Genomic DNA, 15,259 nt, shown 5'->3' with positions numbered 1-15,259 from the left:
GCCGGGTTTCACACGTCACCCCGGCCCGAGCTCGCGGGAAGATCCCCGGGCACCCCCGGTGTTCGTACCGACGTGAACAGCATGCGTGAGGTCGACGTGGTCGTCGCAGGCGCCGGGCAGGCGGGTCTGTCGAGCGCCTATCACCTGCGGCGCGCCGGCTTCGAGCCGGGCCGCGACTTCGTGGTCCTCGACCACTCCCCCGCGCCGGGCGGCGCCTGGCAGTACCGGTGGTCGTCGCTGACGTACGGCAAGGTGCACGGAATGCACTCCCTGCCGGGAATGGAGCTGACGGACGCCGACCCGGCGCGGCCTTCCGCGGAGGTCATCGGAGAGTACTTCGACACCTACGAACGGACCTTCGATCTGCGGGTGCGGCGGCCTGTGCGGGTACGCGCCGTGCGCGAGGGCGAGGCCGGGCGGCTGCTGGTGGAGACCTCGGACGGCACGTGGTCGACGCGGGTGCTGATCAACGCCACCGGCACCTGGGACCGGCCCTTCTGGCCGCGCTACCCCGGCCAGGAGAGTTTCCGGGGACGGCAGTTGCACACCGCCCGGTACACGGGGCCCGAGGAGTTCGCCGGGCAGCGGGTGATCGTGGTCGGCGGGGGCGCCTCCGGCACCCAGCACCTGCTGGAGATCGCCCCGTACGCGGCCTTCACCACCTGGGTCACCCGGCGTCCGCCGGTCTTCCGCGAGGGGCCGTTCGACGAGGGCGCCGGCCGGGCCGCGGTCGCGCTCGTGGAGGAGAGGGTGCGGCAGGGACTGCCACCCAGGAGCGTGGTCTCGGTCACGGGCCTGCCGTTCAACGAGGCGATCCGGCAGGGACTGCGGGACGGCGTGCTGGACCGGCTGCCGATGTTCGACCGCATCACTCCCGACGGGGTGGAATGGGGGGACGGGCGGCGCGTGGCCGCCGACGTCATCCTCTGGGCGACCGGCTTCCGGGCGGCCCTCGACCATTTGGCGCCGCTGCGGCTGCGCGAGCCCGGCGGCGGGATCCGGGTCGAGGGGACGCGCGCGGTGGCCGACCCGCGTGTCCACCTCGTCGGGTACGGGCCGTCGGCCAGCACCATAGGCGCCAACCGGGCGGGGCGCGCGGCCGTGCGGGACATCGGACGGCTGCCGGCCGCCGAGCCGGCCGCCGCGTGACGCCCCGGCCGCCGCGGCCGGTCACGCGGTGGGCTGGGTGGTCCTGCTCTGCGACGGCTGCGGGGTCCGGCCGGGGCTCGGCTGCCGCGTCCTGCTCTGCTGCAGGGCGTTGAACTCGGCCACGTTGCGCTGGTGCTCGGCGTAGTCGGCGGTGAAGCGGGTGTCGCCGGGCTTGACGGTGACGAAGTACAGCCAGTCGCCGGGCGCCGGGTTGACGGCCGCGCGCATCGCCGCCTCACCCGGGTTGTCGATCGGGGTGGGCGGCAGACCCATGCGCTGGTAGGAGTTGTAGGGGCTCTCGATACGGGTGTCGTCCGTGGTCGTCCGGACCGTCCTGCGGTTCAGGGCGTAGTTGATGGTGGAGTCCATCTGCAGGGGCATGCCGCGCTGGAGCCGGTTGAAGACGACCCGGGCCACCTTCCCCATGTCGGCCTTCGAGGCGGCCTCGGCCTGGACGATGCTCGCGATGGTGACCGCCTGGTAGACGTTCATCGCGTTGTGCTGCGCGCCGGCGGCGATCGGTGCCCCGTTGAACTTCCGGTTGGCGGTGTCGATCATCGACTGCAGCAGGGACTGCGGGGGCGCCTTGTGGTCGATCGGATACGTCGCCGGGTAGAGGTAGCCCTCCGGGTTGCCCTGGGCGTCGCCCGGCAGCTTCAGTGCGGCCTTGCCGATGGACCTGCGGGTGGTACCCGCGGGAAGGGCGAGGGCCTTGTCGACGGCCTGGTAGACCTGGCTCGCGCGCCAGCCCTCCGGGATCACCAGTGTCATGGGCCGGGCGGCTTCCCCGTCGTCGCCCAGGGTGAGCAGCGGCACCGCCACGGCGGTGCCGGCCAGGACGGCGCCGGTCGCGACGAGGGCGATACGGCCCCGGCGTGTCAGTCGGATCGTTCTCCGCGGCTGAGTGTTCGTCTGCATGCGGGCACGGTAACCCGCATACCGTCACAAAACCGGCATATCACAGGATATCCTGCAGTATCTTCAGCTTGTCGGTTCCAGTTGCGCGTCCCGCCGGACCAAGGCCGCGTACCGTCCGTCCAGCTCCAGCAGTTCCTCGTGCGTCCCCCGCTCGGCCACCCGCCCGGAGTCCAGCACCACGATCTGGTCGGCGTCCCGGACGGTGGACAGGCGGTGCGCGATGGTGAGTGTCGTCCGGTCGGCCGACAGGGCGTCGATGGCCTCCTGCACCGCGGCCTCCGTACGGGTGTCCAGGGCGCTGGTCGCCTCGTCGAGGATGAGCACCGGCGGGTCGCGCAGGATGGTGCGGGCTATGGCCAGGCGCTGCTTCTCGCCGCCCGAGAAGCGGTGGCCGCGCTCGCCGACCACTGTGTCGTAGCCGTCGGGCAGCGCGGCGATGTGGTCGTGGATCTGGGCTGCCTTCGCCGCCGCGTGCAGTTCCTCGTCGGTGGCGTCCGGCTTGGCGAAGCGGAGGTTGTCGGCGACCGAGGCGTGGAAGAGGTACGTCTCCTGGGAGACGACGCCGACCGCGCGGGCGAGGGTGTCGAAGTCGAGGTCGCGCACGTCGACGCCATCCAGGGTCACCCGGCCGCCGGTGACGTCGTACAGCCGGGGCACGAGGTAGCCGAGCGAGGACTTGCCCGCGCCGGTCGGGCCGACGATCGCCAGGCTGCCGCCCGCCGGGACGGTGACGTCGATGCCGTCGAGGACGGGTCCGCCCTTGCCGTCGTAGCGGAACTCGACGTCCTCGAAGCGGACCTCGCCCCTGACGCGGTCGAGGTGGACCGGCCGTTCCCGTTCGGTGATGTCGATCGGCAGGTCGAGGTACTCGAAGATGCGCTGGAAGAGCGCGAGCGAGGTCTGGATCTGCACGCCGGTCGACAGCAGGCTGACGGCCGGGCGGAACAGGCCCTGCTGGAGGGAGACGAAGGCGACGATCGTGCCGAGCGAGGTCTGCGGGCCGCCCAGTCGGAGGGCCGTCCCGGCGGTCCAGTAGATGACGGCGGGCATGGCGGCCATGACGATGGTGATGACGGCCATGCGCCAGCGGCCCGCCATGTTCGACTTCACCTCGAGGTCGACCAGCCGCTCGGACTCCTCCGCGAAGGACGCGGTCAGGGACTCGGCCCGGCCCATGGTGCGGCCGAGCAGGATGCCGCTGACGGAGAGCGACTCGGTGACCGTGGCGGCCATCGCGGCCATCTGCTTCTGGCGCTGGGTGGTGATCTTCTTGCGCTCGTTGCCGACGCGGCGGCTGATCCACACGAACACCGGCAGCAGGAGCAGTGAGACGAGGGTAAGCCGCCAGTCGAGCGCGACCATCGCGACGATCGTGGCGACGACGCTGGTGAGGTTGGAGACCAGCGAGGTGGCGGTGGAGGTCACGGTGGCCTGCATGCCGCCGATGTCGTTGGCTATGCGGGACTGCACCTCGCCGGTGCGGGTGCGGGTGAAGAAGGCGAGCGACATGCGCTGCAGCCGGCCGTAGACGGCGGTGCGCAGGTCGTGCATGACGCGCTGGCCGACGGTCGTGGAGATCAGCGTCTGCAGCACACCGAAGACGCTGCTGAGCACGGCGCTCAGGATCATGCCGAGCGCGAGCAGGCTCAGCAGGCCGGTGCGGCCGTCGGGGATCGCGACGTCGAGGGTCTCCTTGAGGAGGAACGGCGTGGCGACCGAGACCAGGGACGATGCGCCGACCAGCAGACCGACGATCGCGAGCCGGGCGCGGTACGGACGGAAGAGCTTCAGTATGCGGCGCACCTGCCGGGGCTGGTCCTTGGCGTCGGCAGGCGGGGTCCAGGCGTTCTCACGGTCGGGATGCATGGGCTCCTACGGGGGTGAGCGGGCGTCGGCGTCGAGACCGTGCAGGCCTGACCGACGGCGGTCGATTGATCATAGGTCATTGTTACCTATACTCACAATGAACTGCATCCTGATATTGTTCCCGCATGACCACCCCCGATCCCGAGGGCCTGCTCGCGGAGCAGTTGCTGCGGCTCACCCGCCGGGTGCACCGCATCCAGAAGCGCCACCTGGAACAGTGCGACCTGGGCATCACCCCGGCCCAGTCCCGGCTGCTGCGCACCCTCGCCCACTACGGCTCACCGCCGCGCATGGCCGACCTGGCCGAGCGCCTCGAGGTGGTGCCGCGTGCGGTGACCACGCTGGTCGACGGGCTGGAGGCGAGCGGCAGGGTACGCCGGGTGCCCGACCCGGCGAACCGGCGGGTCACCCGGATCGAGCTGACGGAGGCCGGCCGGGGGACCCTCGACGCGCTGCGCGGGGCCCGGCGGTCGGCCGCGCTGGAGATCCTGGCGCCGTTGACACACGAGCAGCGCGAGCTGCTCGGCGACCTGCTGGACACGCTGGTCGACGGAGCCACGGTCAAGCGCTGCTGACCGTCGCGCGCCTGCTCCGCCCCTTCAGCAGCGCCTGTCGTCCTGCGTGAGCACCCCCTGAACCGTCGTCAGTGAACGGTCGTAGCAGCCGCCCGTGCCGTACAGCCGGTAGCGCTCGCGCGTCGTGCCGACCGCGTGGCGCTGGTCGCGAGGGACGCCGAGGGTGTAGGCGGCGTCGCCGGTGTAGGTGTCGTCGAGCCGCGACCAGGCCGTGCGCCTTCCGTTGCGTGTCCCGGCCACCACTGCCCGGTCGCCCAGGGTGAGTTCCGTGCGCAGCCGCTCGTCGGTGCCGATGACGGTGGTGCCGTCCATCGTGTACGTCCGGTGTGTGTACGTCGTCCCGGCGGGACCGCGTCCGTCGACCGTCACCGACTCGTCGTCGGTCCAGCGGGCGTCGAGTACGTCCGTCGTCTCGCCGTCGGTCCAGCGGTGGGCGGAGGTGTTGGCGAGCGTGCGCGTGACCGTGGTCCTCACGCGGCCGTGGGAGGTGTCGACGTATCCGGCGACCGTGAGCCGGTGGCCGGCGTCGGTGTCCACGCGGTGGTCCGGACCGGGCGTGTAGGTGGCGGAGTTCCTGAGGTCGCCCTCCTTGCGCAGGGTGATCCCGCCGGTGAGGCGCGCCCGGCCCGTGTCCTGCCAGACCATGACGTTCACGGGAGTGCTCCAGCCCGTCTGCCCCTCGGGGACCCCGACCACGGAGACGTGCACGCGGTGCGGACGGCCATCGTCGAGGATGCCCGCGTAGGGGGTCAGGTCGTACTCGATCGGCCGGACGTCGAAAGCCCGCGGAGCCGGAACGACGTACCAGAGGAAGGGGTTGGACCAGCCGCCGGTCCACACGTTCGGGAACGGCGCGGCGATCCCGGCCAGTTGGCCGTCGACCCTGACCTGGACCTCGCGGTAGGGGCCGCCGGCCGCCTTGCAGGAGTACGGCGCCGGATCGGGGGCCGCCAGGTACCAGAACTCCTCGCAGCCGCCGCCGGATCCGGTGGCGTACACCTCCGCGACGACGCGCTCGGTGTTGCGCGGTGTGGTGAGGGTGGTTCCGTCGGCCGTGTCGGTCAGGGTGAGGACGCGGTCGGGAGCGGCGACGGGCGGGCGGCCCGCGTAGAAGGTCAGTGTGACCTTCACGTCGATGACGCCCGTGTACGTGTCGTCGACGACGTTCCCGATGAGCATCTCGACGTTCTGCGGACTGCGGAGGGTGGCGCTGTAACGCGTGACGTCCTTCTCCACCGACCACTCGATGCCGTCCGGGGACGGCTCGGGGGTCGAGGTACGCATGACCTCCACGCCACCGACGTGCAGATACCCGAGCCGGTCGTACTGGCGGCCCTTCACCTTGCCGTCGAGTCGCAGCACCACCTTGCTCCAGCTCTCGCCGCAGCCCGCCGGGGGCGCGTAGGTGCCCCGGTACGGCGTGAAGTCCCTGAACCGCGCCTCGGCGAGGGTGACTTCGCAGGACCTCGTGTGCGGTCGGGTGACGGCCGGGGCCGCCGTCACGGGGTCGTGCCAGTCGGTGCCGAACTCGGCGGGGACGTCGGCGGACCGCGCGGGAGCCGCTCCCAGGAGGACGCCCGCCAGGAGGGAGATCCCGGCGAGCATGGACATGACTATTCGGCTTCTCATGGCCGGTGTTCTACGGGGAGCCGGGCCCGGCCGCAATGAGGCCTCGGCGGATCAGGTGCTCAGATCGGCCCTGTCCCCCATGACGATGACGGGATGCCGGGCCGGGTCGAGCGTGCGCAGCAGGTACTCCATGGCCTTCCGTGAGACGCTGACACAGGCCGACGTTCCGCTGCCGTGGTCCATGTGCAGCCAGATGCCGCCGCCCTTCTGCTCGCCCTCGGGGCGGGCCGGATTGTTCGGCGGGGTGCCCTTGACGCGGTTGTAGTCGATGGCGATGACGTAGTCGAAGTCGTGCCAGTGCGACTCGGCCCACATGCGCGGGGCGGCGAACGACGCGTCCTGCGTGTACGGCAGCCTGGCACCGGGATCGTCGAGCACGCCGCCCGCGTCGGAGAGGGTGTAGACCCCGACGGGGCTGCGGTTGTCACCCATGTGGTGGTCGACGGTCCAGCCCTTCTTGCCGTTGTGCGCCGGCCAACTACGGGTCCGCTCCCAGGCACTGCCACGCCTGGTGTACAGCACGACCGTGGCTTCGGCCGAGTCCTTGCCGCGGCCGTAGACGGCCACCACCTGGCCGGATTCAGCGGGAATCCGGCGGTGCAGCCGGTCACCGACGCCCGGCAGACGGGTCGGGTCGACGGCGGCGGGGCGGTGCGCGGAACGGCCGGGGGCCCCTCGCGCGCCGGCGGGCCGGGCACCGCCGTCTCCCGCGGAGCCGCATCCGGACAGGGCCGACAGGGTCGTCAGAAGCGTCCCGAGAGCCGTCACCACGACCGTCGTACGCCGCACACCGTTCAACTGCACCGGGCCATGGTGGCACGTTGTGCGCACTGTCCTGGAAAACCGTTTGCTTTCGACCACGCTGCGACGCGAACCTTGCACGGTTTGTTGCCGTCTCCCCCCTGACACGAGCCACTGGGACGTCATACGCCATGCAGATCCAAGACCTTCCGTATCCCGACCCTGGCGTCCCCGACGCGCGTTCGGGTCCCCGATTCCTGTGGTGGCTGTGGCGCAACCAGCTGGGCGGCCAGGTCAAGTCGCTGGCCTGGGGCCTGCTCCACTTCGTCTCCGTCTCCGCGCTGCCGTTCTGCGTCGGACTCGCCGTGCAGGCCGTGGTCGACCGCTCCGGCCGGCACCTGGCCCTGACCGGCGGGCTGATGGCGCTGTGCGGTGCGGGCATCGCCGTCGGCGACACCTTCCTGCACCGGGCCGCCATCACGAACTGGATCACGGCCGCCGCCCGCGTCCAGCAGTTGCTGGCCAGAAAGGCCGCACTGCTCGGCTCGGCGCTGACCCGGCGGGTCGCGGCCGGCGAGGTGGTGGCCGTCTCGACGGGTGACGTCGAGAAGATCGGCTGGTTCGTCGAGGCGGTCTCGCGCTTCACCGCCGCCGCGTTGACGGTGGTGGTGGTCTGCGTCGCCCTGCTCGTCTACCAGCCGGCGCTCGGCGTGCTGCTCGCGGTGGGCCTGCCGGTGGTGGCGCTCGCCGTGCTGCCGCTGCTGCCCCGGGCGACCCGGCGTGCCGACGTCCAGCGCGACAAGGCGGGCCGGGCCACCGAACTCGCCTCGGACACCGTCGCCGGACTGCGCGTGCTGCGCGGCATCGGCGGCGAGGAACTGTTCCTCGACCGCTACCGCAGCGCCTCCCAGGAGGTACGGCGCGCGGCCGTGCGCAGCGCCCGGATGTGGGCCCTGATCGCCGCGATCCAGGTGCTCCTGCCCGGAGTGCTGCTGATCACGATCGTCTGGCACGGCGTCCATCTCGCCCGCGACGGCCGGATCACCGTCGGCGAACTGGTCACCGCCTACAGCTCGGTGATGATTCTCGCCTATCCGCTGCGGCACTTCGAGGAGATCGCGATGGCGTACTCCTTCTCGCGTCCGTCGGCCAAGCGTGCCGCGCGCGTGCTGTCGCTGGACCGCACGACGGACGCGGGTGGCTCGCGCGAGGCCGAGACGCCGAGCGGCGACCTGTACGACCCGGGCACCGGACTGCTGGCGCCCACCGGCCGGTTGACCGCCGTGGTCTGCGGCGATCCGGACGCGGCCGGGCGGCTCGCCGAGCGGCTCGGCGGCCACCCCGCCGAACCGGGCCCGTCGGTGCTGCTCGGCGGGGTGCCGCTGGACGAACTGCCCCTGGACTGCGCGCGCACCGCCGTCCTGGTGCAGGACAAGGACCCGGTGCTGCTGTCGGGTTCGCTGCGCGAGCTGCTCGACGTGCCCGCGTCCGGCGCCGTCCGCGCGGAGGAGGCACTGGCGGCCGCGCAGTGCGGGGACGTCCTGGAGGCCCTGGTGCAGGGTTCGTTGGACGCCGCCGATCCGATGGACGCCCGCATCACGGAGCGCGGACGCTCGCTGTCGGGCGGCCAGCGCCAGCGGCTCGCGCTGGCCCGGTCCCTGATCACGGACCCCGAGGTGCTGGTCCTGGACGAGCCGACCTCCGCCGTCGACTCCCATACGGAGGCACGGATCGCCGAGGGAGTGCGGCAGCTGCGGACCGACCGCACGACGGTGGTGTTCACCTCCTCACCGCTGCTCCTGGACCGCGCGGACCGGGTCGTCCTCGTCCACGACGGCGAGGTGGCGGCGGTCGGCGCGCACCGCGAACTGCTGCACACCGAGCCCCGGTACCGGGCGGTCGTGACCCGCGAGAGCGAGGAAGGGGCTCCTGTGCCCGCACTGCCGGCGGACAAAAGGACCGCCCTGCGCGGTGGGTTGGAAGCGAATGAGGCCGCCGCCCTCCGGGGCGCCCTGGAAGAGATCGAGGAGAGCGCATGATCGGCGTCGCGCCACCGGCCTACGACCCGGCGGCCCCGACGACGGCCACCACCCTGCCCGTCGGCGCCCCGGCAACCGTACGCGCCTACGTGGTGGAACTGTTCCGTCGGCACCGCCGAGCCTTCGGGATCCTGATCCTCGTCAACACCGTCGCCGTGGTGGCCTCCATGGCGGGCCCCTACCTGGTGGGCGCACTGGTGGAACGGGTCTCCGACCGGGCCGCTGAACTGCACCTGGGCCTGACCGCCGGGGCCTTCCTGCTCGCGCTGGTCATCCAGGCGGTGTTCGTTCGCGAGGTGCGGCTGCGCGGGGCGATGCTCGGCGAGCGGATGCTGGCCGACCTGCGCGAGGACTTCCTCGTCCGGTCGGTCGGGCTGCCGCCTGGGGTGCTGGAGCGGGCGGGCACCGGTGACCTGCTGTCCCGTATCACCACGGACATCGACCGGCTCGCCAACGCCATGCGTGAGGCGGTACCGCAGCTGGCGATCGGGACGGTGTGGGCCGCGCTGCTGCTCGGCGGGCTCGTGGTCACCGCGCCGCCGCTGGCGGCTGCCGTGCTGCTCGCCGCGCCGCTGCTGGTCGCGGGCTGCCGCTGGTACTGGAGGCGGGCGCCGTCCGGCTACCGGTCCGAGGCCGCCGGGTACGCCGCCGTGGCCGCCGCGCTCGCCGAGACCGTGGACGCCGGCCGCACCGTCGAGGCCCACCGCCTCGGCGGCCGCCGCATCGCCCTGTCTGAACGCCGGATCAAGGAGTGGACGGCCTGGGAGCGCTACACATTGTGGCTGCGGTCCGTGCTCTTCCCGGTCATCAACGCCACCCACACCATGGTCCTCGGCTCGGTCCTCATGGTCGGCGGGGTCTTCGTGCTGCACGGCTGGCTCGGGGTCGGGCAGCTCACCACCGGCGCGCTGATCGCGCAGATGCTCGTCGAACCGGTCAACCTGATCCTGCGCTGGTACGACGAGGTCCAGGTCGCCCAGGTCTCGCTGGCCCGCCTGGTCGGGGTGCGCGAGATCGAGCCGGACGCCGGGGACGCGGCGCTGGCCCCGGACGGACGCGACGTGCACGCGGACCGGGTGCACTTCGGCTACCGGGAGGGCGTCGACGTGCTGCGCAAGGTCTCGCTGGAGGTCGCGCCCGGCACCCGGCTGGCCCTCGTGGGGCCCTCGGGGGCGGGCAAGTCCACGCTGGGCAGGCTGCTCGCCGGTATCTACGCGCCCCGGGACGGCCGGATCACGCTGGGCGGTGCCGAGCTGTCCCGGATGCCCGCCGAGCGGGTCCGCTCGCACGTCGCCCTCGTCAACCAGGAGCACCACGTGTTCGTGGGCTCCCTGCGCGACAACCTCCTGCTGGCCGGAGCCGGCGCCACCGACGCCGAGCTGTGGGCGGCGCTCGGCGCGGTCGACGCCGACGGGTGGGCGCGGGCGCTGGACGACGGCCTGGACACCGAGGTCGGCTCGGGCGGACTGTCGCTCACCCCCGCACAGGCCCAGCAGATCGCGCTGGCCCGGCTGGTGCTGGCCGACCCGCACACCCTGGTCCTGGACGAGGCGACCTCGCTCCTCGACCCGCGCGCGGCACGCCACCTCGAGCGCTCCCTGGCCCGGGTCCTGGACGGCCGCACCGTGGTCGCCATCGCCCACCGCCTCCACACGGCGCACGACGCCGACGTCATCGCGGTCGTGGAGAGCGGCCGCATCAGCGAGCTGGGCAGCCACGACCAGCTGGTAGCGGCGGACGGCGCGTACGCGGCGCTGTGGCGGTCCTGGCACGGGTGACCCACCGGCACGCCGCGCGGCCCGGCAGCGGGCCGGAAGGAGAGTGCACGCTTCAGGTGGACGGCTTGGAGCCGGGATCGGGGTGTGCACTCTCGGGCCGGTCCCCGTGCCGTTGCGCGGTGCCGAGCCGGGGTGGAAGGCTGGAAACTGGCACCGGCTTGGGGAACGCCCGGGAACCGTCCGCTCACCGTCCGGTTCGCGCCGGGTGACACCTGTGCCCCGCACCCCGGCGGTCCGCCGCCGGACGCGGTGAGAACGGGCCGTGCCGAGCAGCTGGAGGTAGCCGTGGACAGCACCGACGGATGGGGAGACGACGTCTACCAGCCCGATGCGTCCGAGATCCAGGACGACGCGGGACTGCTCGACGCGGAGGACACGCTCGTCGACGACGGTGTCGACGACCCCCTGGACCGCGGCTGGTCTCCTCCCGAGCGGCCCTGGGCGGTGGAGCACGTGGGTGTGACGGCGGCCGAGCGCCGGCACGGTGAGACCCTGGAGGAGCGCCTCGCCGAGGAACTGCCCGACCTCGCCGCCCCCGACGGCGACGGCATCGGCGACGCCGAGGACACCGACGGCGAAGCATTGGACAACGAGGTCGGAGGCCTCCGCTCCGGCCGCCTCGTGGCTCCCGACGAAGGGGCGCACGAGGACGAGGAGGCCGCCCTCGTGGCCACCGATGTGGGTATCGACGGCGCGGCCGCCTCCGCCGAGGAGGCCGCGATGCACGTCGTGGACGAGGACACCCTCTCCGGCTGACCCGAACGCCACCCGTCCGCCGCGGGGAGCCGGCGTGCAGGAGGACAAGCACCCCGACTACCACGCGGTCGTCTTCCGTGACCGCGCCGCCGGATACGCGTTTCTGACCCGGTCCACCGCGAACAGCGACCAGACCATCGAGTGGGACGACGGGGAGACGTACCCCGTCGTCGACGTGGAGATCTCCTCGGAGAGCCATCCCTTCTACACCGGCAAGGCCCGCACGGTGGACGCCGAGGGACGCATCGCGCGCTTCGAGCGCCGGTACGGCGGGGCGGACTCCGGGGAGTCCGCCTCCTGAGCCCGGTCCGGGGAGTCCGCTTCCTGGGCCCGGCCAGTCCGTCAGATGACGTTGAGCGCGGCGGCGCAGCCCACTCCGCCGAGCACCATGAACGCCGGCATCAGCACCTTCAGCTCGACCCAGCTGCCCGCCCGGAACCGCATCGCCTTCGGCGGCCCCAGCGGGTACCAGCGCTTGCGGCCCACGGGGATCGGCCACAGGATCGGGCAGCCCGAGACGGTCAGCGCGTCCCCGATGTCGTGCACCAGTGCCCCCAGCACCACGGGCAGCCCCAGCCACAGGTACTCCTGTCCGGGCGCGGTGAACAGCCAGCCGGAGCCGTTGCCCGGTTTATCCAGGATGCCCGCGAGGATCCACGCGCTCGTCGCGGCCAGCAGCCAGACCAGTACATCGCTGCTCGAGCCGCGCGCCGCCCGCCACAGCAACCCCTCGATCGCCAGCACCATGTGCGCGAAGAGGATCGCCAGCACCGCCCAGCGCCCCCCGGTGATCGCCGCCGCGGAGCAACCCCCGCCTATCAGGACCGCCCACAGCCAGGTGTGCGTCAGCGTCCGGTGCCCGCCGGAGCGCCGGGGGTCGCCCTGCTTCCTGGTCGCCTTGTAGACGGCGTACGACAGCTTGTCCACGATCTCGCAGATCCAGCGCGAGAGCGGCCCGAAGGCGCGCGAGATGGTGGCCGCCTTGTGGTCGAGGTCGGGGGCGAGCGCTGCACCGGCGCAGATCAGCGCGCCGACCAGGAGCACCGGCCAGGGCATCGGGTGCCCGGCCGCGGCGGCGGCCGCTCCGACGCCGAGCCAGGCGGCGGCCCCCGACAGTGAGTGTGCTGGTCCCATCATGGCCGTTGCCCGCCCCATTCCTCGTGTGCCGCTGTCCAGTTGACCGGGTGCGTCGACGCTCCGTCGGCGACACAGCGTAGCCTCCGTGATCTTCGAGCTCGCAGCCGATTCCCCCATCGGCCAGGACGCCAGGCAAGATGGGTGCGTGACCCTCATCGATCAGCTGCCGCCGACCGCCGACCCCGACGCCCTGTACGAAGCCTTCGAGTCGTGGGCCCAGGAGCGCGGTCTCACGCTCTACCCCCATCAGGAGGAGGCGCTGATCGAGGCGGTCTCGGGTGCGAACGTGATCGTGTCGACGCCCACCGGCTCGGGCAAGTCCATGATCGCCGCGGGGGCCCACTTCGCCGCGCTGGCCCGGGACGAGGTCACCTTCTACACGGCGCCCATCAAGGCCCTGGTGTCGGAGAAGTTCTTCGAGCTGTGCAAGCTCTTCGGCACCGAGAACGTCGGCATGCTCACCGGCGACGCCTCCGTGAACGCCGACGCGCCGGTCATCTGCTGCACCGCCGAGGTACTCGCGTCCATCGCGCTGCGCGACGGCAAGGACGCGGACGTCGGCCAGGTCGTCATGGACGAGTTCCACTTCTACGCCGAGGGCGACCGTGGCTGGGCCTGGCAGATCCCGCTGCTCGAACTCCCCCAGGCCCAGTTCGTCCTGATGTCGGCCACGCTCGGCGACGTCTCCTTCTTCGAGAAGGACCTCACCCGCCGCACCGGCCGCCCCACTGCGGTGGTCCGCTCCGCGACCCGCCCGGTCCCCCTCTCCTACGAGTACAAGCTCACGCCGCTCACCGAGACGCTCACCGACCTGCTGGAAACCAGGCAGGCACCCGTCTACATCGTGCACTTCACCCAGGCGCAGGCCGTGGAGCGGGCGCAGGCGCTGATGAGCATCAACATGTGCTCGCGCGAGGAGAAGGACCAGATCGCCGAGCTGATCGGCAACTTCCGCTTCACCACGAAGTTCGGCCGCAACCTCTCCCGGTACGTACGCCACGGCATCGGCGTCCACCACGCCGGCATGCTGCCCAAGTACCGGCGTCTGGTGGAGAAGCTGGCGCAGGCCGGTCTGCTGAAGGTCATCTGCGGCACCGACACCCTGGGCGTCGGTGTCAACGTGCCCATCCGCACGGTGCTTTTCACGGCCCTGACCAAGTACGACGGCAGCCGCGTGCGCACGCTGCGCGCCCGTGAGTTCCACCAGATCGCGGGCCGGGCCGGCCGGGCGGGTTTCGACACGGCGGGGCTCGTGGTCGCGCAGGCGCCCGAGCACGTCATCGAGAACGAGAAGGCCCTTGCCAAGGCGGGCGACGACCCGAAGAAGCGCCGCAAGGTGGTGCGCAAGAAGGCGCCGGAGGGTTTCGTCGGCTGGACGGAGAACACCTTCGAGAAGCTGATCGCCTCCGAGCCGGAACCGCTGACGTCCCGGTTCCGGGTGACGCACACGATGCTGCTGTCGGTGATCGCCCGGCCCGGCAACGCCTTCGAGGCGATGCGCCGTCTCCTTGAGGACAATCACGAGCCGCGTAGGCAGCAACTGAGGCACATCCGGCGGGCGATCGCCATCTACCGCTCGCTGCTGGACGGCGGCATCGTCGAGAAGCTGGACGAGCCGGACCCCACGGGCCGCATCGTCCGCCTCACGGTCGACCTCCAGCAGGACTTCGCGCTCAACCAGCCGCTGTCGACGTTCGCGCTCGCCGCGTTCGAGTTGCTGGACCCGGAGTCGCCGTCCTACGCCCTCGACATGGTGTCGGTCGTGGAGTCCACCCTGGACGACCCGCGGCAGATCCTCGCCGCCCAGCAGAACAAGGCGCGCGGCGAGGCCGTGGCCGCGATGAAGGCGGACGGCGTCGAGTACGAGGAACGCATGGAGCGCCTCCAGGACGTCACCTACCCCAAGCCCCTGGAGGAGCTGCTCTTCCACGCGTACAACACGTACCGCAAGAGTCACCCCTGGGTCGGCGACCATCCGCTGTCGCCGAAGTCCGTGATCCGCGACATGTACGAACGGGCACTGTCCTTCACGGAGTTGGTGTCCGTCTACGAGCTGGCCCGCACCGAGGGCATCGTGCTGCGCTACCTCGCCGGCGCCTACAAGACCCTGGACCACACGATTCCGGACGATCTGAAGTCGGAGGACCTCGAGGACCTGATCGAATGGCTCGGCGAGATGGTGCGCCAGGTCGACTCCAGCCTGCTGGACGAGTGGGAGCAACTGGCGAACCCGGAGGAGATGACCGCCGAGGAGGCCCAGGAGAAGGCCGACGAGGTCAAGCCGGTCACCACCAACGCGCGCGCCTTCCGGGTACTGGTCCGCAACGCGATGTTCCGCCGTGTGGAGCTCGCCGCCCTCGACCAGGTCGACGAACTGGGCGAGCTGGACGCGGAGTCCGGCTGGGACGCGCAGGCCTGGGGCGAGGCGATGGACAAGTACTGGGACGAGTACGACGACCTCGGCACCGGCCCCGACGCCCGCGGCCCCAAGCTTCTGGTGATCCAGGAGGAGCCGCAGAACGGGCTCTGGCGCGTCCGCCAGATCTTCGACGACCCGGCCGGTGACCACGACTGGGGTATCAGCGCGGAGGTCGACCTCGCGGCCTCCGACGCGGAGGGCCGTGCGGTCGTCCGCGTCACCGACGTCGGACAGCTGTGAGCACAGGAGCAT

12 protein-coding genes are annotated in these 15,259 nt (G+C 71.7%); 7 read left to right on the top strand and 5 right to left on the bottom strand.

What is annotated here, in order from left to right; all coding sequences use genetic code 11:
* The first annotated feature begins 72 nt into the window (after positions 1 to 72).
* Entirely contained in the window at positions 73 to 1,149 is a 1,077-nt protein-coding gene (locus ACFYZQ_RS12990; RefSeq protein WP_389145597.1) for an NAD(P)-binding domain-containing protein, read from the top strand.
* Between the two features lie 21 nt (positions 1,150 to 1,170).
* On the opposite strand, the gene mltG is transcribed toward ACFYZQ_RS12990, so the two are convergent.
* Positions 1,171 to 2,067 carry an endolytic transglycosylase MltG gene (gene mltG / locus ACFYZQ_RS12985; protein ID WP_389145595.1) on the bottom strand — a complete coding sequence of 299 codons (897 nt, stop codon included), beginning with the start codon at positions 2,065 to 2,067 and terminating at the stop codon, positions 1,171 to 1,173.
* A gap of 63 nt (positions 2,068 to 2,130) precedes the next feature.
* The gene (locus ACFYZQ_RS12980; RefSeq protein ID WP_389145592.1) at positions 2,131 to 3,933 is read right to left on the bottom strand and encodes an ABC transporter ATP-binding protein; all 1,803 of its coding nucleotides are present in this window, start codon (positions 3,931 to 3,933) and stop codon (positions 2,131 to 2,133) included.
* Between the two features lie 125 nt (positions 3,934 to 4,058).
* Between ACFYZQ_RS12980 and ACFYZQ_RS12975 the strand changes: the two genes are divergently transcribed.
* A complete protein-coding gene (locus ACFYZQ_RS12975; RefSeq protein ID WP_389145589.1) occupies positions 4,059 to 4,508 on the top strand; it encodes a MarR family winged helix-turn-helix transcriptional regulator in 450 nt (149 codons plus the stop codon).
* A gap of 24 nt (positions 4,509 to 4,532) precedes the next feature.
* Here the strand turns inward: ACFYZQ_RS12975 and ACFYZQ_RS12970 are convergent, their stop codons facing one another.
* Both ACFYZQ_RS12970 and ACFYZQ_RS12965 read right to left on the bottom strand, forming a co-directional pair.
* A complete protein-coding gene (locus ACFYZQ_RS12970) occupies positions 4,533 to 6,137 on the bottom strand; it encodes a peptide-N4-asparagine amidase (protein ID WP_389145586.1) in 1,605 nt (534 codons plus the stop codon).
* 51 nt (positions 6,138 to 6,188) lie between these two features.
* Positions 6,189 to 6,941 (bottom strand): L,D-transpeptidase family protein, encoded by a 753-nt coding sequence (locus ACFYZQ_RS12965; protein ID WP_389145583.1) that lies wholly within the window; start codon positions 6,939 to 6,941, stop codon positions 6,189 to 6,191.
* Positions 6,942 to 7,069: 128 nt separating this feature from the next.
* On the opposite strand from ACFYZQ_RS12965, the gene ACFYZQ_RS12960 reads away from it, so the two are divergent.
* From ACFYZQ_RS12960 to ACFYZQ_RS12945, 4 genes are all read left to right on the top strand, one after another.
* A complete protein-coding gene (locus ACFYZQ_RS12960) occupies positions 7,070 to 8,917 on the top strand; it encodes an ABC transporter transmembrane domain-containing protein (protein WP_389145581.1) in 1,848 nt (615 codons plus the stop codon).
* Positions 8,914 to 10,695: an ABC transporter ATP-binding protein gene (locus tag ACFYZQ_RS12955; protein WP_389145578.1), complete on the top strand. Its 1,782-nt coding sequence runs from the start codon at positions 8,914 to 8,916 to the stop codon at positions 10,693 to 10,695. Before ACFYZQ_RS12960 ends, ACFYZQ_RS12955 begins: the two co-directional genes overlap by 4 nt.
* 285 nt (positions 10,696 to 10,980) lie before the next feature.
* Entirely contained in the window at positions 10,981 to 11,451 is a 471-nt protein-coding gene (locus tag ACFYZQ_RS12950; protein ID WP_388790526.1) for a DUF5709 domain-containing protein, read from the top strand.
* 34 nt (positions 11,452 to 11,485) lie between these two features.
* Positions 11,486 to 11,752, top strand: a complete 267-nt coding sequence (locus ACFYZQ_RS12945) for a type B 50S ribosomal protein L31 (RefSeq protein WP_389145575.1) — start codon at positions 11,486 to 11,488, stop codon at positions 11,750 to 11,752.
* A gap of 41 nt (positions 11,753 to 11,793) precedes the next feature.
* Here the strand turns inward: ACFYZQ_RS12945 and ACFYZQ_RS12940 are convergent, their stop codons facing one another.
* Positions 11,794 to 12,588 carry a metal-dependent hydrolase gene (locus ACFYZQ_RS12940; protein WP_389145572.1) on the bottom strand — a complete coding sequence of 265 codons (795 nt, stop codon included), beginning with the start codon at positions 12,586 to 12,588 and terminating at the stop codon, positions 11,794 to 11,796.
* Between the two features lie 145 nt (positions 12,589 to 12,733).
* Here ACFYZQ_RS12940 and ACFYZQ_RS12935 point away from each other — a divergent pair, with 145 nt between their 5' ends.
* Positions 12,734 to 15,247 (top strand): DEAD/DEAH box helicase, encoded by a 2,514-nt coding sequence (locus ACFYZQ_RS12935; RefSeq protein WP_389145569.1) that lies wholly within the window; start codon positions 12,734 to 12,736, stop codon positions 15,245 to 15,247.
* Positions 15,248 to 15,259 lie beyond the last annotated feature (12 nt).

The organism is Streptomyces sp. NPDC001843 (assembly GCF_042891955.1).
GTDB lineage: Bacteria > Actinomycetota > Actinomycetes > Streptomycetales > Streptomycetaceae > Streptomyces.
Note: the sequence above shows the minus strand (reverse complement) of the source record. Positions and strands in the feature narration are given on the sequence as shown.